Below are 20,840 nucleotides of genomic sequence, written 5' to 3' on the forward strand. Positions count from 1 at the left end.
TCTACTATTTAGTCTAGCATCATACCCTCTCGCTCTTATGTACTGATTAAGTACATGAATTAGTTAGTTTCTTTACATTTGTTGGTATTGTTTTCACGAATAGGTTGTGAATTTTCCATACCTTGTAGTTTTAGTACTTTTCTCAAAGTAACACCTCCTTATTTTGGGTACACCAATATATTACATAAATAGATAAAATTGGTCAATATATTTAATCAAATTTTTAATATATTACATAAATTTGTTTTTTTCTGACTGATTAAACTATTGATTTATGTGTAAATATATTAGTGTTTTTACTATAAAACATAAGAAACTCTAACGTTAAGCATCTGTCGCTTTACATACACTTGTGTTATTTTCACGGATAGGTTGTGTATTTTTCATACCCTGTAAATTCAGTACTTTTTTCATAGTATCACCTTCTCCCTAAATTTGGATATACCAATATATTACATAAATGTCCTACTTTTATCAATGTTTTCTAAACATTTTTAATATATTTTTTTTCAACTTTGTTGACATTTTCGGAAAAAAATATATGATTATTATGCAAAAATAACCAAAAGGGGTTAAAAAATGAAACAATTATTATCATTTAATCAAACTATTCGTGTCCGATTGCTATTGAAATTTTTTACTGTAATTACTCAAACAATGGTAATGCCATATACTGTTGTATATTTTTCCGAAAAAATTGGCCCCTCATTAACAACAACAATGATTTTTATAATTGGAATTATCAGTATTTTGGGATATCTTATTGGAGGAAGAACTACTGATCGTATCGGTAGAAAAAAAGTTATAATAATTAGCGAAATAATTACTGGGATCGGATTCGTAGTAGTAAGTTTTTTTGATTCGTTAAAACATTTTCACTCTATACCTATATTACTATCATTTAGCTTTATATATTTTTTTGAAAGCACTGCAAATCCTGCATATTCTGCCTTAATAATTGATGCAAGTAATGAAAGTAATAGGAAAATAATATATACATACTTTATGTGGATTTCAAGTGTAGCTTTTGCTATAGGAAGTCTATTAGGAGGATTTCTTTTTGAAGATTATTCAGTTTGGCTATTTTTTATAGTAGGCATTACTTCATTTATTTCTGCTATTTTTACATATATTTTAATAAAAGAAAATCGTTTATCTCAAACAAGCAAAATAGTACAAACCATAGAGGAAAACAAAACAAATATAAAAAAGGAAAAATTCAATCTACTTAGTATATTCACATTCCAATTATTTCTTTTTCTTTGTATAGGTCAACTATTATTAAATATTTTAAAAGAACAATTCCCTAATTATTTAAGTATACGAATAGTGTCAAAATACCCTCTGGAAAATATTAATATATCAAGATATAAAATAATTGGATACTTAAACTTAGAAGACACTATAATAGTAACCTTAGCAGCTGGCCTAATTATTAAACTTACTAAGAAATTATCAGAAAAAACTACTTTAATAATGGGCTTACTATTATTTATATTAGGTTATATCTTTTTAAGTTATTTTATTCATCCTGTATTATTAATGTTAGGAATGTTATTTATATCAGTTGGAGGATTAATTTACCTACCTACTTTACAAGCTATTACAGCTAAATCCATACCTGAACAAACTAGAGGAACACATTTATCAATTCTTGGACTAATAGGAGCTTTGGGAGGAATGTTATCTAGTCTATTTATATGGGGGATGAAATATATTCCTGAAATAGGGGTAACTTATATTTTTATTTGTATTGGGATTTTTATCATTTATATTTATATTAATGTCTATAAATATGCACATAATGGAAATATAGAAAAGCATACAGATAATAAAACATATAATTATTCTAAAGGTAATTAAGGAGATTAATTTGTCATAGCTTACCAAAGAGATATACCATATTTTAAAATAGTAAATAAAATTAATCAAGGTTGCCTTTAAGGGCAACCTTTAAACATGAAATCGAATGCATTCTTTATAAACAAAAATGAGAGTTATATAGATTTAAAAGGGTTCAATCTACAAAACGGAAAATATACGTTAAGGAAATTTCGAAATATTATCGAATGGATTAGATGTTACCTCATGTAGGGGTAGCGTCAGGAAAATGCGGATTTACAACGATAAGGAATTTCCAATATAAAAAGCCTGATTTCCCATCACCTAAATTGAGAAATTCGGCTCTTTTTTCGTTACTCCATAAACAGCATTCTATTACTGAATATGTAATTTACTTCGGGATAACAGGGACCCAGAGTTCGTGTCTTGGTTTATGCTTCGGACCGTAATAACATTCTATACACGGTAAATTTGCAAGTTCATACTCGGAGGTAGGGACCCACTCGGAATATAAACGTTTCCATGCATCCACTATGTTCGGAAAAACTGCCCATGTACTTGCGGGAATAATAAGCGTCTCCATATTTTCTGGGGATTCCCCATCGTATCTTACGCCCATAAAATAGGAAAATTGTTCATCTGTTATGGCGGCTTCTTTTCCGCAAACCCCCAGAAGGCTTTCAAGCGTGCATTTTGGATTTTCCCATGACATATCTACTAGTTCTTGCATAAATCCATCTTTTTTCGCAGTGTTCCAAAGCGTAGGGATTGTTTTAAATGCTCTGCTTGTTTTTACTGGCTTACTTTTTCCAACAATTCTTAATTCAAAATCAAGGTTTTCAATTCTGTACTCCATTTCGGTATCTCCTTTAATAGAAATTTGAAAGGAAATTCTGGGAAAGGCTTTTAACTGTACCCCTCTATTACGAGCATTGGAAGGGGTTACTCCATGCATTTTTTGAAAAGCACGTGAGAAAGTATCAGAAGAAACATAACCATATTTAATTGCCACATCAATGATCCGGATATCACTTTTTTGAATTTCAAATGCTGCGAGTGTTAACCGTCTACGTCTAATATATTCTGATAGCGATATACCTGAGATTGAAGAGAACATTCTTGAAAAATGAAACTCTGAACAATTAGCTGCTTTTGCAATCTCTTTGTAGTCTATTTCTTCATTCAAGCTATTTTCAATGTAGTTTAACGCATTGTTCATTCTTTCTAGCCAATCCATAAATTTACTTCCTTTCAATATTTACTTTAAAACAAAATAGATAATAATTGTCGACATTTCATGCCTAAAAATGTTGGTATCAAAAAAATAAACCTTTTGATAGAATCAGGACAAACTATTTGTTTCCTTCCGATAGCCTTCTATATAATGAAGCCCTAGACACATTAGTAATTTCGCAAATTTGATTTACAGTCATACCGCCTTCTTTATATAGTTTTACTGCATAATTCATTCCTGCGTGATTTTTATGATATTTCTTTAAACGACCCTTAAACTTCCCTTCTTTCTTAGCCAGCTCAATCCCTTCTCGTTGACGCATACGGATAAGATCTCGTTCTAATTGGTTCACACCAGCCATTACTGTAATTAAGAATTGGCTGTATGGATTATCCTCTGATAAATCTAGCCATGTATCCTTGAGTGATTTTAAGCTTGCCTTTTTCCTGCGTATTAAATCAATCAATTCAAATAAGTTCTGCGTACTCCGAGTGATCCGAGTTAAGTCTGTAACATAAATAATGTCGCCTTCCTGTAAATCCTCTAACATTTTTTGAAGTTGCTCGCGATCCTTTGTTGCCCCAGAAACTTTTTCTTCAAAAATAATATCCATACCGATTTCGTTTAATTGCTGAAATTGTCTTGAAGGATTTTGGCTAGTCGAACTGACACGTATATAACCGATTTTTCGCAAAATATCACCTCGTTTTTGAGACAAGTCTTATGAGACACTCTTAACTATGATTTTATCAGTCTACTACACTCGTATCAATAGAGTACACTCTATTGATATATAATTGAACTAATTAACTGAATAATTATGGAAATGGGATGATACTGAATGAAAATTGCGAGAGGTAGAGAATTGCTTACACTGGAACAGAGGCAGGATTTTATGCAAATCCCTGAAGATGAATGGATATTGGGGACCTACTTCACTTTTTCCAAACGGGATTTAGAAATAGTTAATAAGCGAAGGAGAGAAGAAAACCGTTTAGGGTTTGCTGTTCAATTAGCTGTTCTTCGGTATCCCGGTTGGCCATACACTCATATCAAAAGCATCCCGGAATCAGTCATACATTATATATCGAAACAAATCGGTGCCACTCCATCTTCGATTAGTCTTTATCCTCAAAGAGAAAATACACTTTGGGATCATTTGAAAGAACTTCGAAGTGAATACGACTTTGTAACTTTTACTCTAAGAGAATATCGAATAGCACTTAAGCATCTTCATCAATTAGCTTTTGAAAATGGCGATGCCATACATCTACTACATGAATGTATAGATTTTCTAAGAAAAAACAAAATCATACTGCCTGCTATTACTACACTTGAAAGAATGGTGTGGGAGGCAAGGGCAATGGCTGAAAAGAAACTGTTTAATACTGTTAGTCAATCTCTTACAAATGAACAAAAAGGAAAGCTTGAAGAGATCATTACTTCGCAGCATCCATCCGAATCCAATAAAACGATATTGGGTTGGTTAAAGGAACCGCCGGGTCATCCTTCACCCGAAACATTTCTAAAAGTAATAGAACGACTCGAATACATACGAGGAATGGAATTAGAAACGGTACAAATTAGTCATTTGCATCGCAATCGCCTGTTACAACTATCTCGCTTAGGCTCAAGATATGAGCCATATGCATTCCGTGACTTTCAAGAAAATAAGCGATATTCGATATTAACCGTCTATTTATTACATCTTACTCAAGAGTTAACGGATAAAGCTTTTGAAATTCATGATAGACAAATACTTAGTCTGTTATCAAAAGGCCGTAAGGCTCAAGAGGAAATTCAGAAACAAAACGGTAAAAAGCTGAATGAGAAAGTTATACACTTTACGAACATCGGACAAGCTTTAATCAAAGCAAAAAAGGAAAAATTAGACGTTTTTGAGGTTTTAGAATCCGTTATCGAATGGAATTCTTTTGTCTCTTCGGTCGAAGAAGCTCAGGAGCTTGCACGCCCTGCCGACTATGATTATTTAGACTTACTGCAAAAACGATTTTATTCACTTAGAAAATATACGCCAACGCTATTAAGGGTATTGGAATTTCATTCTACAAAAGCAAATGAGCCACTTTTACAAGCTGTTGAGATTATCCGTGGAATGAACGAATCCGGAAAGCGAAAAGTGCCTGATAACTCACCTGTGGATTTTATTTCAAAACGTTGGAAAAAGCATTTATACGAGGATGATGGTACAACAATCAATCGTCATTACTATGAAATGGCTGTTTTAACAGAACTTCGGGAGCATGTTAGGGCAGGAGATGTTTCCATTGTTGGCAGCAGACAATATAGAGACTTTGAAGAATATTTGTTTTCAGAAGATACATGGAATCAAACGAAGGAGAATACAAGATTATCAGTTAGTTTATCATTCGAGGATTATATGACGGAGAGAACCAGCAGCCTTAACAAAAGGTTAAAGTGGTTAGCTACCAATTCCAACAAGTTAGACGGGGTTTCTCTTGAAAAAGGAAAGCTGTCAATTGCACGCTTAGAAAAAGATGTTCCAGAAGAAGCAAAAAAATTTAGTGCAAGCCTGTATCAGATGCTACCAAGAATAAAATTAACCGATTTACTGATGGATATTGCTTATATAACAGGATTTCATGAGCAATTTATTCATGCTTCCAATAATCGAAAACCGGATAAAGAAGAAACAATTATTATTATGGCTGCTCTTTTAGGAATGGGAATGAATATTGGTTTAAGCAAAATGGCTGAAGCAACACCCGGACTTACATATAAGCAATTGGCCAATGTATCACAATGGCGCATGTATGAAGATGCAATGAATAAAGCCCAAGCCGTATTAGTAAATTTTCATCACAAATTGCAATTGTCCTCCTATTGGGGAGACGGTACAACATCCTCGTCCGATGGTATGAGAATGCAGATAGGCGTTTCATCGCTACATGCAGATGCAAACCCACATTATGGAACTGGAAAAGGAGCCACCATCTATCGTTTTACAAGTGATCAATTTTCTTCTTATTACACAAAGATTATTCATACTAATTCAAGGGATGCGATTCATGTTTTGGATGGTTTGTTACACCATGAGACGGATCTAAATATAGTAGAGCATTATACAGACACAGCTGGTTACACAGACCAAATATTCGGACTGACCCATTTATTAGGATTTAAATTTGCTCCAAGAATACGAGATTTATCAGACTCAAAATTATTTACAATAGATAAGGCAAGTGAGTATCCAAAATTAGAAGTCATTTTACGTGGACAAATAAATACAAAGGTCATTAAAGAGAATTATGAGGATGTTTTGCGATTAGCTCATTCTATAAGGGAAGGAACAGTTTCAGCATCCCTTATTATGGGGAAATTAGGTTCTTATTCAAGACAAAACAGCTTGGCTACAGCCTTACGTGAGATGGGCCGAATAGAAAAAACGATCTTTATTTTGAATTATATTTCGGATGAATCATTAAGAAGAAAAATACAAAAAGGATTGAATAAAGGAGAAGCCATGAATGGACTGGCAAGAGCTATTTTCTTCGGAAAACAAGGCGAGCTTAGGGAACGAACCATACAGCATCAATTGCAAAGGGCCAGTGCCTTAAACATAATTATCAATGCCATCAGTATCTGGAATACTTTACATCTAACAAAGGCAGTTGAATATCAAAAACGGTCAGGTAGTTTTAATGAAGAATTATTGCACCATATGTCACCTCTAGGTTGGGAACATATTAATTTACTTGGAGAATACCATTTTAATTCGGAGAAAATGGTCTCGTTAGATTCTTTAAGACCATTGAAACTTTCTTAACGTTGTTAAAACTGGGGGAATCGTCTTGAAAATGGGCTTAGCGTTGTAAATCCGCATTTTCCTGACGGTACCCCTAGTAGTCTTCTTCGAAACTTATCGATAACGATATTTCTTGCAATTGAGATTAACCATGTTTTTGGATGTGAATTCTCTTTGAAGTTTGATAAATTCTTCATTGCTAACAAGAAAGTATCTTGTACTAAATCCTCTACATCCGCAGAACCTGTATAATAAATTAAATAACTTGTGATATCTTGCTCATATTTCTGAAATAACTCTTCAATTGAATATCCCCCCAAACGTCTCCCCTCCTTTACTGATTAGACGAATAGAAAGTTCAAATATTACAAGAAATATTCTTCTTATTTCAATGCATTAATTTCCAACAATTTAAAGCTATTCAATCAATATGATTGGAAAAAATACAAATAAATCAATCAAAATGAAGGTGGAGTTACTAAAATGATAAAACTTCTACTGTCTATATTCCTTGTCCTAACCATTTATCCCTTTTACACAAATGCATATGCTAGTAGTTTGCAGCCTTATGGTTTTCCAATAAATTTTCAGATTGAAACGCAACATTGGAAAGAGGTAAATAAAATCATCCCAAAAATGTCAAAATTCACTGTAATTGATGTGGAATCCGGGAAGAGTTTTGATGTGCAAAGAAGGGCCGGAAAGCATCATGCGGATGTACAGCCGTTAACGAGGAAAGATACAAAAATTATGAAAAATATTTATCATGGACACTGGAGCTGGCGTCGAAGAGCGATATTAATATTAGCAAAGGATCGTTTAATCACAGCTTCCATGCACGGAATGCCCCACGGTGCTGGTGCCCTTCAAAATGGTTTTCCTGGTCACTTTTGTATTCATTTCATTGGGAGTACGACACACAAAACGGAAAGATCAGATTTATCACATCAATTAATGATACTTAAAGCCGCGGGGAAAATTGACGAATATTTAGCCAATGCTACACCAAACCAAGTCACAGACGCGCTAATGGTCTTTATTAAGAATGGAGATGAAGGGCTAATCAAAAAAATTGCTGTCAGCAAACATAAAAATATTAAAAAAAAGATTAAAAAACTGGATCAAATTGATACCATTCGATGGGATAGTCAAGCGGCGAAGAATGAAGATGAACAGTTTCTTTTATATACTGTACCTGTTAATCTTCAAATGTATATAAAAGAAGAAGGAGCACTAAAAACTCGAGTATCTTTTCAATTAATGAGAACCTCACCGCTTTCTCGATGGAAAATTAGTATTGATTCACTATTAGCTGAAATTGAAAAAAATTAAAAAAGCAGGAAATACCTGCTTTTTTCGTCTATGATATATGAAATTATTCCTTTTGTATTTAAAATTATTCAAGATTTTCTTTACAAAATACATGTAACATTTGTAATTCTTCTTCCTCAAGTTCAAAGTCTAAATACGTGTGTGTAATATTCTCAAAAATTTGATATTGCGCAATTCGTTGTTCATTACCATTTACCACATAAATAACTTTAACATATAATCCATTTTCAGAAAAAAGTTCATCATCTTCCGGTACTTCGATATCAATTATGTATTCATAACGGTCTCCAACTAATATTCCTGTCGGGTCTTCAAGCTTTTCTATTGTAAATCCTGTAATGTTCATTTATGACTGCCGTCCCTTCAAAATCTATATAAATTAGTATACTTTGATTATTATACACATGAAATGGTTTGTATAAAATAATATTTTTATAAACAATGCGTTTTCTCTTCTGCTTCATCCCGTGGAACTGTATACCTTTTTGAATTGTTGTAAATGAGTCTTTTACCTAATTTATTTAATGAAGTAACATCAAATTTGTTTTAAAGCATATATAAATTTATGTATAAATTCAGAGGTGAAAAAATGAGAATATCGGAATTAGATGAAAATAACTTAACTGACGAATTAATGACTCGCTTGATCTATTCCAATATTTCTGATGACATGAAAAAAGGCGAGTGTATATTCGTACCCGGCAGCAAATCAGCTGTTCAGTATCGTTTACCAAAAGCCATTCAGTTATATCAACAAGGAAGGGCAAAGAAAATTTTATTTTCAGGAGGTGTAATTTGGAATAACTCTGGTTTATGTGAAGCTTTACTTTTAAAATCAAAAGCGATTGAGTTAGGAATTCCAGATAATGATATATTAGTTGAAACATTGTCCATGCATACGAAAGAAAATGTTCTTGCCTCTTTACTTGTCCTAGATAGGGATTTTCAATTACACAAGATTCAAAGATTACTTATTGTAACGACGTTTCCGCACATGCGAAGAATGTACCTTAATTTGAAAACCTATATGCCGAATTGGATTGATTATTCACTTTGTCCAGTTGATAATCAAACCTCCATAGAAGATAGCTGGTTTAAACATCCCTATATGCGGAAACGCGTTGAATTGGAATCGAAAAAAATTATTCGTTATGTGAAACAAGGTGCAATTATTGATTCTGATATATAATATCAATTAGTAATTCCTATCAAAGTCTATAAGGTCTTCAAATGAAGACCTTATAGATTATTAGTTGCAGTATTTATCCAAATCCCAAATCTGTGTACACCAATCTGCATAAAAATCCGGCTCATGTGAAACGATTAAAACAGTCCCCTCGTATTTTCTTAATGCATCAGAAAGTGCAGACTTTGCCTGGACATCTAGATGATTGGTTGGTTCGTCAAGAATTAGCCAATTACTTTTTTCCAGCATTAATTGAGCCAATCTCACCTTCGTTTGTTCCCCGCCACTTAAAGAATGTAATGATTGAAACATATGGTCGTTTCTTATTCCAGCTCGTGCAAGGGCCTGGCGGATTTCTTTTTGCATCATTCCTTCATTTAATGACCAAATAAACTCTAATGGAGTCATATTAGAAGAAGTATTCCATTCTTGTGAAAAATAAGCAGGTTTTACATTCTGTCCGAAGCTAATATCTCCTCCAAGAGGTGCAATCTCCCCGATGATAGTCTTTAACATCGTAGATTTACCGATTCCATTATGCCCTTTTATTGCCACTTTTTCTCCCCTTTTTATTTTGACCGTTAGAGGGGAAAGTAAAGGTTTTGTATAACCAACTATCAATTTTTTTGTTTCAACAATTACACTAGTTGGTCGTTCAGATAATGTAAATATATATCTAGGTGTTGGGACTTCTATCGGTTTTTGCATTCGCTCCATTTTCATTAATCTTTTTTCGCGTGATTTAGCTTGTTTAGTAGTGGATGCACGTGCCTTGTTCTTTTGAATATATGTTTCAAGCTTTTGAATCTCTTCTTGTTGTCTTTCATAGGCACTGTGCAATTGATGTTTCCTGAGTTCATAAGCTTCTGTAAATTGTTGATAGTTCCCTACATATCTTGTTAACTGTGTATGTTCCAGATGATAAATGACGTTTACAATTTCATTTAGAAAATCAGTATCATGTGAAATCACAATAAAGGAGTTCTTGTAATTTAATAAATACTCCTTCAGCCACTGAATATGGGAATAATCCAAATAGTTCGTTGGTTCATCTAATAACAAAATATCCGGTTCACTCAATAAAAGCTTGGCAAGCAATAATTTCGTCCTCTGACCTCCGCTTAGGTTTGATACATCCGTGTTCATACCTAAGAGATGAATCCCTAAACCGAATGAAATTTCTTCGATTTTTTTATCAATTGAATAAAAATCATGAAACTCCAACTGCTCCTGTATATGTGAATATCTATCTAATTGAGATTTTAACTGTTCGGAATGACTTGAAGCCATTTCAACGGTTAGTTGAAGCATTTCATTTTCTAATTCGTATAAATGCTTAAATGCACTTCGTAAATAGTCTTGTATACTTAATCCTTCTTTTAAATTTATATGCTGCTCTAAATAACCTATCCGAATATTAGGCAATTTCTCAATCTTTCCATGATCAGGTAGTAATGTGCCGGATAAAATCTTTAACAATGTTGTTTTCCCAGCCCCATTCGGACCGACTAAGCCAACCCTTTCATTTGTTAATAAACGAAAATCAATTTCTTGAAACACCAATTGATCACTATAATAATGGGTTAATTTTTCTACGTTTAAAATACTCATATTTATTTTCCCTCCACAAAGTTCTAATAAAATAGAACCAATCGTAAAACATGGAGGATGCAAAGATCGAAGACCAATTCAAATCATTCGTTTAGTTTTATTCAATTTTCTATAAAAAAAGGCAGGGAAATCCCCTACATCTTTGTTCCATTAGAATGAAGTATTCTAAAACACGAACGTTTTTAAAGAGTAAAGGTCGGATTATCCGTTGTTTTACGATTGGTTTAGCAAAAAATAGGCAGACTTATCCCGTTCTATGCTCAAACCATTTGAAAAACAACAGACATACTCATAAGACCTTTACCACTCCTTTTTATTAATGTATTGTTTTCATTTTAACAAAGTTTGAATATTCGGTAAAGGGAAACTTTAATCACCGATAATTTTCCACTTTAGTATGGCCAATATTTCTCTTGCATATAATTTCACTTTTACAACCTTTGGCGTCTCTGCGGCAAGTGGGTATGCTTTTATCCCTTGTTCTGTCGCCAATTGGATTGCACGGTACAAATGAAAATCGCTACTAACTATGACGGCTTCATCAATTGAATACAGTTTTTTAGCAAATTTAATATTCTCATAAGTGCTAACGGATTTATCCTCCATTAAAATACGATCCTCAGATATTCCATTGTCAAGCATGTAGCGACGAAGCGCTTCTGCCTCGGTAATTTTCTCATCTGGGCCTTGGCCACCGGTAACAATAACCTTTGAATTTTTGTTTTCCCTTAAATATTCTAGTCCCACTTTTGCCCGTTCGGTCAACGCTTTGGACATTTTTTCTCCATTTACCTTTGCACCAAGAATAAGTATATATGGAATATCATTAGGTGGCTCTTCTCTCGCGGTTTTCTTTATTTGACTAAAAGTATAACTTGCCCAGACAATCGCAATTAAAAGAAGAACGGAAATGGCAGTAATGATCATTCTTATTTTCATGTGAACCCCCTTCAAGTGACAACAACTATAAATGTTAGACGAGGATTTTTGAGAAAAGTTTCAATTTATAGTGATCCGTTACCTGCTTTATGTTTATCCTTGATAATTATTCAAACTAAATATAACAAAACCAAAACAAGCAGTAATTAACAAAATTACGATACCAGCGAATATCAAAAGGCCAATTCCAGTCATCTTCTTATTCTTGGAGAAAAAGTAGATAATGGCCGCAACATGTATAATCGGAGCGATAAAAGCCACCGGAAATAGCCCGAAAATTGTAAATAACGAAGGAATTAAATAAATTAAGAACCCTATTCCAATTCCTAGCCATACATTCCCTTCATCTTTCTTATCACTTTGCCTAATACTTCCCTCTTCTTCGTTATTCATTCTTATCCCCCTTTAATAGAATCCTATTCTTATAAAGTTGAAATTAACGTGTTAACATGATCTCTTCTTGTATTTTTTTTAATTCCAGTTCTTTTTCATCCCGATAAAATAAATTATATGTATCAAAAGGAATAATTCTTCCATCTGGATGAGCGATGTGTACACAAGATTTTTTGACCGAACGAACATCGAAATTATGAGCATCTTGAAATTGCATGATGATAACGCGAAAAACATTATCGTAGCCGATTTCACCTGGAATATCGACTTTCGGAAGACAGCAAAGTAAATCTTTAAAGGATAACGCGGATGAGCTAGGTGAATGATTCAATGAAAATAAATTAAAGATCATATTGCGAATATTTTCATCTTGTTCGAAAACGATTGTATTCCGTTCACCCTCTAATAAAATATTATGGTCAATCATCCCGGTTAACGGGGTAACAATACCGTCCTTCTTAAAAGCATAACCCATCGCTAAAGAGTCCGGGTGACAAGGGACTGGAACCATATCTTTTTCACCAAACACACCCGATTGATCAATAATCATTTGTCTAACTTCACTTAATGTTAAGCGATCCGTTTCAGGATTGAAATCCTCTAATCGGCCAGCACTTTGAATTGGCTGGAACGTAACACCCCGAACACATTTTTGCTCTAAACCATATTGGATTATCTTACCTACTTCATGATCGTTTAAGCCTTTTTTTAATGTGACCACTAATGTTGTTGAAATATTGTATTCATTTAACCGATCAATCGCCTTTTGTCTTATCTTAGTAAGATCGACTCCCCTTAATTCTTTCAATGCATCCGCTTCAAAACTATCAAATTGTAAATAGATTTCAAAACCGGGTAAATACGTTGCCAAGCGCTTAACAAATTCTTTATCATTGGCAATTTTTAATCCGTTCGTATTGACCATAATATGTTTAACTGGTTTTGATTTTACAAGATCTAATATTTCAAAAAACTGTGGATGAATAGTCGGTTCGCCCCCACTGATTTGAATAATGTCCGGTTCCTTTTCATTTTCAACAATCGCATTCAACATAAACTCAATTTGTTCTAAAGATCGAAAAGTTCCTTTTTGCGGGGAAGACTCAGCATAACAGATTGGACATTTTAAATTGCATCTTTCCGTAATTTCCAACAGAGTGAGGCAGCTATGTTGTTCATGGTCTGGACAGAGGCCGCAATCATATGGACAACCATATTTTATTGGAGTATTCCAGCGATGCGGCATTTCAGACGGCTTAATAAAGTCTCGACACCATTTGTAATACTCGATATTAGTCGAAATTAATACCTTTTCCCTTCCATGTTTCATACATGTTTTAACCATATAAACGTTTCCATTTTCAAAAATAATTTTCGCTTCTACTTTCCTCAAACACTTTGTGCAAATACTAATCGTTAAATCGTAATAAGTATACGGTCTATTTGGCATGAATTTGTTCCTCTCTTTTTATGTAATGTTGATGCTGTTGTCGTTTTCTTCTCATTAATGTAATGTAATAGATTATTCCTATTAAGCTTGCTACTTGAATATTATTTAAGGAAAAATACGGATGTGGTGTAGGTTTAATAAAATCTATGCTGAATCGAAAAACAAGATAGGACAACATAAAAAGTTGAAATAAATAACCTTCCCATTTAATTGCATTCTTCCTTTTTATCGTGAGAAGGATGATAATTAAAATAAATAAAAACGCAATTTCATACAACTGAGTTGGATGTCTTTCGATTCCATCACCAAAATCTACCCCTGTAATCCATGTCGTTGCTGTTCCGTATGTGTGGTCATCGATCCCGGTAAGAAAACAGCCAATTCTTCCAAGCATCATTCCAACAGTTAAGGGCAAAACGAAGTCATCGCCGGTTGATCTTTTCCATCCAATACATTTCTTTGCTAATTCAACACCTATTAGTCCTCCTAATAATCCACCTACGATTGTTTTTCCTTCTAACATATATTTCAAATTATCCCATTGTTCAATCGTTTTGATCGGATTTTCAAACCAGTAAAGAAATTTTGAACCAAATGCTGCCCCAAATATAGCACCTACAATTACCCACATCGCTTTATCCATCGGAATTCGTTCTTTATTTCTTGTATATAAATAAACGCGAAAACCGATAAAATAAGCTATTGCTTCAAATAAAAAATGAGGGTGGATACCAAATACATAAACAGGAAACTCCATGATTACCTCCGAAATACTATTCGAAATAATTAATTTTATAACACTTTATATATATATTCGCGAAAAAATGCAAAACATCCTTCAATAAAATTAAACTGACCAATTCACATTTACTACTTGTATATAAAAACAAAAAAACATCCAACGTAAAATTGGATGTACGATACTTATTAAGATTTGTTAATCTTTTTTGTATGGAAAGGACACGTTGTAATAGTGGTATTATCATCTCGCAAAAAATATTGTTTCCATTCATAATTATCTTTTTCACCATATTTTTTCAAATCCGGATGGGGTGAAAGCTCATCATAAACTGTTAGCATTTTACGTATTTGGTTTTCCATTTTTTGCGATTGAATAGATGATCGATTAAATTTATCCAACACCCATCTAGGTGTTATTGCCAACATAAAATATGGGAAATAGCGACTTTTTCTTTTTTTATGAGCTGGAGTAGCACAATAAAAAAAGTACCTTTCTTTATTAAAACAATATTCCCATGAATGATGTGAAGGAGCTGAAGAAATTTCCTCTGGCCATTCACTGTCATCTAAAGCAGAAAGCTGATTTAATAATTGCCAAAAAATCTCTTCAAATTCATGTGTACTAAATGCTTTTAAATTTTCAGGTGTTTCAAAAATGATTATTAAGGCAGTATAATCCCCATATTCTTCAGATGTTCGACCATACTCCTTCATTAATCCAACAAGCTCAACAACGGCTTTTGAATTTCTCGGATCGCTGACGAATCCAAACCGTAAGTGATTTAAGACATACCCTTGATATGCAGGGATACATGGAAATTTTCTTCTTTTATCCATCATCATTCGATGAAAAGAATATAGTGCATCTTTTTTCCATGAAAGTAAATTCTGAGTTGCAGTAATTGAATCGTATAATTTTACCATGAGTTCCCCCCTTCAATTACAATATTAGTAATAACTGAAAGGGGTGAATGTATTTATTGTATTATTTCAAGCACAACAGGACAATGGTCACTCCCAAAAACATGAGAGTGTATGTGTGAATCTTTAACAGCCTCTACTAATCTACTAGAAACAATAAAATAATCGATTCTCCAACCGATGTTCCGCTCTCTAACCTTATTCATGTATGACCACCAAGAATAGGATTCTTCTTTATCAGGATATAAATAACGGAACGTATCAACAAATCCACTATTCAAAAGTTTTGTCATTTTCTCACGTTCTTCATTGGTGAAACCAGAATTTCCAATATTCGACTTTGAATTTTTTAAATCAATTTCATTGTGAGCAACATTTAAATCTCCACAATAAATGACTGGTTTCATTTGATCTAATTCAATTAAGTACTCGCGAAGCCGCTCCTCCCAAGATAAGCGAAAATCTAATCTTGCTAAATCTCTTTGGGAATTAGGTGTGTACACATTGACCAAATAAAATTGATCATATTCTAATGTGATAATTCGACCTTCAGGTTCTTCAACATTCTCTCCAATTCCATACTTAACAGATAAAGGTTTTTTCTTCGTAAAAACAGCTGTACCGGAATACCCTTTTTTAACAGCATAATTCCAATATTGATGATAGTTTGGTATATCTAATGTGACCTGACCATCTTGGCATTTTGTTTCTTGAATACAAAAAATATCTGCATCTATATCATTAAAATAATCTAAAAAACCTTTTTTTATGCACGCTCTAATTCCATTAACATTCCATGAAACCAATTTCACTTTTAAAAACTCCTAACACGATTTTTTCAATTAGATAAAATTAATTATAACATTGTTTTTTATAGAACATTGAATTTTTAGGTTGATGTATTTTTTATGTTAAACCTTCACAAGATAATACAGATATTCTATTTGAATATCGATGTTTCGAAGTATAAATCCTACCAAAGAGGTGATTTTAGATGAGTTATAAAAACCATTTGGATCCCCACTCTGAGCTATTTCACCATCATACTACGAGAAGAAAACATACGAAATCTCAAGTGAATGGACAAACTCAAGTTACTCAAAACACAATCATTTTAAGAAGTAACGCTAAAGCACATTTTTGGTAAGGAACATACAAGAAATGAACAAAAAAGACGCCATGTGCGTCTTTTTGTTATTATTAAGTTAAAAATAATTATTCCTTCAAAGAGCATATGTTTAAAATAGTCTTTTCCGCTTATATTCACTGTTACCCAAATTGTGATATAACTAATAAAGATGTGGGAAATCACTAGGAGGAATGGCATGCCTATTAAAAAAATATTCTTATATGGTCTGCTTTCTGTTTTATTTCTTTCTGCTGCCGCATGTAGCCATGATGCGAATTCAAAAACAAGCAGCAAGAAAGAAAACAAACAAGAAACAAAGGCAGAAAAAGAAAATGCGAAATATGCTGCGCTTGTAAAAGAAAAAAATAGTGAATTAGATTTAAAACCGATTACTTTGACTAACTATAGTGAAAAAGTAGGAGCGACAATTACCAATCCAAAATATAATGCTTTTGCAGTTAATAAAGAACTTGAAATAACGGGTAAAATTGAAAAACACGAGTTATTAAAAGAAAAATATGTTTGGGTAAAAGTCAGTTCTCTCGATGTGATTGATTCTAATTCAGTACAAGAATACTATATTCCTATAAAAAATGGACAGTTTTCAGACAAAATCCATTTTTATAATGGGGAAGGCAAATATTCCGTACATGTAATGCTTCCTGCAACAGATCGCGAAAATTATTATTATGATCTTTCCACATTTGAAGTAGTGAATGTTAACCCAATAAAACAAAGAGACCTTACTTATACCCCGTTTGCTCAAGAAGCACAATTAACCCTCGATACTATTAAATCCGGTTTTATGTCAGGGAAGGAATTAATAACGGTTGGGGGCACAATCAACGGGCAAATATCTTCCAAGAATATTATGATTGAAGTAAAAAAAGATAGCAATCAGTGGAAACACGAAATTCCTATTAAAAATGGGAAATTTTCTTATGAAGTTCCTCTTTTTTATGGAAAAGGCATCCATCAAATTAATGTTTTAGTTCCGGATCAGCAAAGAGAAAATTATTATCAATATGGCACAACACTTTTTGTCGATAATCAATCCGATCGAACAATGAAACCTATCGAATACTATCGTACCTATGAAGAAAGAGGAATTACACTTGATACCCCTCAATTTGGTGGAGATCAAGCAAAACTTTCCTACCATATAAAAGGACAGATCGATCCAAGTGCCAAATTTGCTAAAGAAACTTCTCATATTTATGTAAAAACAAAAAAAGGTAATGATGAAGCACTTGACATTATTCCAGTAAAACACTTTAATTTTGATGATTCGATTTATCTTCGATTTGGTCCAGGTGAATATGAAGTATCGATAAACGTTCCGGAAATTAAAGAGGAAAAATCGAACTATTTCCGCTATTTTTCCGTTGCATCATTTTCCGTCGAGAATATGGCAAACGAAGATAAACGAGATTTATTACCTTCACGTGGAATTCCGTCTGATGACCCAAAAATTATTAATCTAGCAAAAAAAATTACGAAAAATAAAAAGAACAATTTTGACAAGGCAAAAGCAATTTATGAATATACAGCAAAAACAATTTCCTATGATGTTGCTAAATTTAAAAACAATGAATTTGAATGGGATGACAATGCACTAAAGACTTTAAAATTAAAAACGGGTGTTTGTCAAGATTATGCGTATCTTGCAGGAGCACTTTTACGCGCAAGTAATATTGAGGCAAGAGTGATAACAGGAAAAGCCGGTACAGGGTTATTAAAAGAAAATCATGCATGGATAGAAGCAAAAATAAATGGAAAGTGGTTAACGATGGATCCAACTTGGGGTGCAGGTTTTGTTCAAAATGATAAATTTGTAGCAAAATATACCGATAAATATTTCCAACCAAATATGAACGAATTTAACAAAACACATTTACGAGATAAAGTTGAATATTAAAAATAAAGTCGGGATATCCCCGACTTTATTTTATTTCAACACATCTGTTAATTGTGGAACGATTTGTTTTTTGCGTGATACGACACCTTTTAGTAAAGCACTGTTGTTTTCTAGCTTCACATTGAATGCTTTTTCAACAGCATCTGTCGCTTGTCCAATTGCAACAGCAGTAGAATCACTATTTAAAATATCTGTAACAACAAAAAGGAATAAATCTAAATTCTTTTCAGCAAGCACGGATGTTAGCTTCGATTCTAATTCTTCTTTACGATTCAACACATCATTGATATCTACAGCATTTACTTGAGCAATTTCAACTTTGTGGTTCCCCATTTGGAATTCTTTTGCATCTAAGCTAACCAACTGATCAATCGTCTTATCGCTTAAATCCGCTCCTGCTTTAAGCATAGCTAAACCATAACTATCAACGTCTACTTCTGCAATACTGGCTAGTTCTTTAGCTGCAGCAATGTCTTGTTCTGTGCATGTAGGTGATTTAAATAAAAGCGAATCTGAAATAATTGCAGATAACATTAATCCTGCAACTTCTTTGCTAATTTCTACACCGTTTTCTTTATACATTTTATTTAAAATCGTTGCTGTACAGCCAACAGGTTCTGCACGATAATATAACGGATCACTCGTTTCAAAATTTGCAATGCGGTGATGATCAATTACTTCCAGTACTTTTACTTGATCAATATCGTCAGCACTTTGTTGACGTTCATTATGATCAACTAGGATCACTCCATTCGTTTCATTTGCAACTTTTTCAACAAAACGAGGTGCTTCCATTTTAAAATAATCAAGGGCATACTTCGTTTCCCCATTTACATCGCCTAAACGAACAGGCTCAGCTTCAATTCCTAACTTATTTTTTAAATGTGCATAAGCAATGGCCGAACAGATTGTATCTGTGTCCGGGTTTTTGTGTCCAAATACTAATACTTTATCCATCGTTTTCTCCTTCATTTTCATACTGAAATTCTTTTATTATAGATATCATTTAATATTTTAGCAAAAAAGTGAAATATTTTCACGTATGTTCAAAAGAAAGAAAACACCATTCCTTTTGAAATGGTGTTTTCTTTGTCTTAATGAGTCATATAATTATTTGGTGGTTGCATTGTTCCTTGTGCAGGAGCATAGGCATTTAACATTTGTTGCATATCCTGTTGTGAAAATTGTGGTACTTGATAATAATGGTGCTTATTTTGATAAAGAGAAATTTCATAAGCCATTTCGATGCAATTTGGAATTGAATCTGCTAATACCCGGCGGACGACAGGGTTCGTCGTTTCACATGCAGCAACTGCTTTCATCGATGCAGATGATTTAACAGCTCCAAGCATTAATCCAGAAATACATTCATCTGTTAGCTCATTGGCAGATTGTATCGGTTTTTTAGGTTGAGATGGTTGCAGACCATAAATAAAGTCATTATTTTGTTGCATCTTATAACTTTGAGTTGGTACTTGTGGATCTTGACCAGTCTTAAAGCAATCAACTGTTGTATTATATTCTTGTTGCATGAATTGATACTGCCGATCAAGAATCCCGCGCAGCTCCTGATCCTGCACATGATCTTTAAGAAGTGTGTAGGTATTCATTGTACCAATCGCACCTGAAAGTACTTCCCCAACATCTAATACTTCATGGCCACCATGATTCAATTGCTGTGGAATACTACCAGTATGCATGTTCTGATGGTTTTGATTTTGTTGATTTTCCATAAATAACTCCTCCATAAATAAAAATATTTACTATGTTATTATTTATTTAGAAATGGGAGTTATTCATTTTTTTAAATTTTGTGCATGAAACGAATTAAAAAGTATTATAAACGTTTTGACAAGTTTCCGCTGTTGGTTCGTAAAAACAGTGAGACTTATACCGTGCCACTAATGGCTGATTATACCATGTTGAAGGACAATTTCCAGGTGGTTTAAAATACCATAAACTATATTTAGCCGGCCAAAAACTTTCACCGTTAATGGATCTTCGAGCTAATCGTTTTTCTTTTTCTCTTGCTCGTTGATAAAAATATCCATGAATGGTTGCTTCAAATGCATGTGGCTGGTAAACCATTTGAGGTATCGTCCGTAAACCTTTGAAATCGGAACAATTTGCTCTTATTCGGTTTATTCCCACATTCCCAACAAGAAGCATTCCTTGAACGCCTTCTCCTTCCGCCTCCGCTCGTAACAGCCTTGCTAATAGGGCAATATCTGAATCAGTCGCTTTTACAACCGCCATCACTTCACCTCCAAAAACTTTTCACCTTATCATATTCTTAACAGCTGGTTTGATGACCATTTATATATTGACAGATGAAAAAGATTAATAAATAAAAAAGT

The 20,840-nt window shown here is 33.4% G+C and carries 20 protein-coding genes; 6 read left to right on the forward strand and 14 right to left on the reverse strand.

From position 1 onward, the window contains the following. Positions 1–579 precede the first annotated feature (579 nt). Positions 580–1,863 carry an MFS transporter gene (locus tag MKY81_RS15525; protein ID WP_341118286.1) on the forward strand — a complete coding sequence of 428 codons (1,284 nt, stop codon included), beginning with the start codon at positions 580–582 and terminating at the stop codon, positions 1,861–1,863. Positions 1,864–2,233: 370 nt separating this feature from the next. Here MKY81_RS15525 and MKY81_RS15530 read toward each other — a convergent pair whose 3' ends face one another. After that, positions 2,234–3,079: an AraC family transcriptional regulator gene (locus MKY81_RS15530; RefSeq protein ID WP_010731423.1), complete on the reverse strand. Its 846-nt coding sequence runs from the start codon at positions 3,077–3,079 to the stop codon at positions 2,234–2,236. A 115-nt stretch (positions 3,080–3,194) separates the two neighbouring features. Next, complete coding sequence (locus MKY81_RS15535; protein WP_341118791.1) at positions 3,195–3,770, reverse strand: recombinase family protein; 576 nt, start codon at positions 3,768–3,770, stop codon at positions 3,195–3,197. Positions 3,771–3,917: 147 nt separating this feature from the next. Between MKY81_RS15535 and MKY81_RS15540 the strand changes: the two genes are divergently transcribed. After that, on the forward strand, positions 3,918–6,884 hold the full coding sequence (locus tag MKY81_RS15540) for a Tn3 family transposase (RefSeq protein WP_126649190.1): 2,967 nt from the start codon (positions 3,918–3,920) through the stop codon (positions 6,882–6,884). Between the two features lie 5 nt (positions 6,885–6,889). Here MKY81_RS15540 and MKY81_RS15545 read toward each other — a convergent pair whose 3' ends face one another. Next, entirely contained in the window at positions 6,890–7,183 is a 294-nt protein-coding gene (locus tag MKY81_RS15545; protein WP_341118287.1) for an RNA polymerase sigma factor, read from the reverse strand. 163 nt (positions 7,184–7,346) lie between these two features. Between MKY81_RS15545 and MKY81_RS15550 the strand changes: the two genes are divergently transcribed. After that, entirely contained in the window at positions 7,347–8,195 is an 849-nt protein-coding gene (locus tag MKY81_RS15550; RefSeq protein ID WP_108071581.1) for a hypothetical protein, read from the forward strand. Positions 8,196–8,259: 64 nt separating this feature from the next. Here MKY81_RS15550 and MKY81_RS15555 read toward each other — a convergent pair whose 3' ends face one another. Further along, complete coding sequence (locus tag MKY81_RS15555; RefSeq protein WP_066235292.1) at positions 8,260–8,541, reverse strand: DUF6509 family protein; 282 nt, start codon at positions 8,539–8,541, stop codon at positions 8,260–8,262. A gap of 243 nt (positions 8,542–8,784) precedes the next feature. Between MKY81_RS15555 and MKY81_RS15560 the strand changes: the two genes are divergently transcribed. Then, the gene (locus MKY81_RS15560) at positions 8,785–9,384 is read left to right on the forward strand and encodes a YdcF family protein (RefSeq protein WP_341118288.1); all 600 of its coding nucleotides are present in this window, start codon (positions 8,785–8,787) and stop codon (positions 9,382–9,384) included. Between the two features lie 60 nt (positions 9,385–9,444). On the opposite strand, the gene MKY81_RS15565 is transcribed toward MKY81_RS15560, so the two are convergent. The 7 genes from MKY81_RS15565 to MKY81_RS15595 all read right to left on the reverse strand — a co-directional run bounded on the left by MKY81_RS15565 (position 9,445) and on the right by MKY81_RS15595 (position 16,248). Further along, positions 9,445–10,992 carry an ABC-F family ATP-binding cassette domain-containing protein gene (locus MKY81_RS15565; protein ID WP_341118289.1) on the reverse strand — a complete coding sequence of 516 codons (1,548 nt, stop codon included), beginning with the start codon at positions 10,990–10,992 and terminating at the stop codon, positions 9,445–9,447. Between the two features lie 369 nt (positions 10,993–11,361). Continuing rightward, positions 11,362–11,931, reverse strand: coding sequence for a YdcF family protein (locus MKY81_RS15570; RefSeq protein WP_235598374.1), 570 nt, complete (start codon positions 11,929–11,931; stop codon positions 11,362–11,364). A gap of 93 nt (positions 11,932–12,024) precedes the next feature. Beyond that, positions 12,025–12,324 carry a hypothetical protein gene (locus MKY81_RS15575; RefSeq protein WP_066235297.1) on the reverse strand — a complete coding sequence of 100 codons (300 nt, stop codon included), beginning with the start codon at positions 12,322–12,324 and terminating at the stop codon, positions 12,025–12,027. 43 nt (positions 12,325–12,367) lie between these two features. Beyond that, complete coding sequence (locus tag MKY81_RS15580; protein WP_066235299.1) at positions 12,368–13,774, reverse strand: radical SAM protein; 1,407 nt, start codon at positions 13,772–13,774, stop codon at positions 12,368–12,370. Then, positions 13,764–14,531 carry a prolipoprotein diacylglyceryl transferase gene (locus MKY81_RS15585; protein WP_341118291.1) on the reverse strand — a complete coding sequence of 256 codons (768 nt, stop codon included), beginning with the start codon at positions 14,529–14,531 and terminating at the stop codon, positions 13,764–13,766. The genes MKY81_RS15580 and MKY81_RS15585 overlap by 11 nt, the downstream gene beginning before the upstream one ends. A 170-nt stretch (positions 14,532–14,701) precedes the next feature. Continuing rightward, complete coding sequence (locus tag MKY81_RS15590) at positions 14,702–15,439, reverse strand: YqcI/YcgG family protein (protein ID WP_341118292.1); 738 nt, start codon at positions 15,437–15,439, stop codon at positions 14,702–14,704. A gap of 53 nt (positions 15,440–15,492) precedes the next feature. Then, entirely contained in the window at positions 15,493–16,248 is a 756-nt protein-coding gene (locus MKY81_RS15595; RefSeq protein ID WP_108071575.1) for an exodeoxyribonuclease III, read from the reverse strand. A gap of 182 nt (positions 16,249–16,430) precedes the next feature. On the opposite strand from MKY81_RS15595, the gene MKY81_RS15600 reads away from it, so the two are divergent. Together MKY81_RS15600 and MKY81_RS15605 are read left to right on the forward strand one after the other, a co-directional pair. Next, on the forward strand, positions 16,431–16,583 hold the full coding sequence (locus tag MKY81_RS15600) for a YpzG family protein (RefSeq protein ID WP_066235306.1): 153 nt from the start codon (positions 16,431–16,433) through the stop codon (positions 16,581–16,583). Positions 16,584–16,761: 178 nt separating this feature from the next. Next, entirely contained in the window at positions 16,762–18,483 is a 1,722-nt protein-coding gene (locus tag MKY81_RS15605) for a transglutaminase domain-containing protein (protein ID WP_341118294.1), read from the forward strand. Positions 18,484–18,513: 30 nt separating this feature from the next. Here the strand turns inward: MKY81_RS15605 and MKY81_RS15610 are convergent, their stop codons facing one another. From MKY81_RS15610 to MKY81_RS15620, 3 genes are all read right to left on the reverse strand, one after another. Next, complete coding sequence (locus MKY81_RS15610) at positions 18,514–19,440, reverse strand: manganese-dependent inorganic pyrophosphatase (RefSeq protein WP_341118296.1); 927 nt, start codon at positions 19,438–19,440, stop codon at positions 18,514–18,516. Between the two features lie 137 nt (positions 19,441–19,577). Beyond that, complete coding sequence (locus tag MKY81_RS15615) at positions 19,578–20,216, reverse strand: spore coat protein (RefSeq protein WP_341118297.1); 639 nt, start codon at positions 20,214–20,216, stop codon at positions 19,578–19,580. A 94-nt stretch (positions 20,217–20,310) separates the two neighbouring features. Next, positions 20,311–20,739 carry a cell wall hydrolase gene (locus MKY81_RS15620; protein WP_108071566.1) on the reverse strand — a complete coding sequence of 143 codons (429 nt, stop codon included), beginning with the start codon at positions 20,737–20,739 and terminating at the stop codon, positions 20,311–20,313. Between the last annotated feature and the right edge of the window lie 101 nt (positions 20,740–20,840).

It is taken from the genome of Heyndrickxia sp. FSL W8-0423 (assembly GCF_038009395.1).
Taxonomy (GTDB): Bacteria; Bacillota; Bacilli; order Bacillales; family Bacillaceae_C; genus Heyndrickxia; species Heyndrickxia sporothermodurans.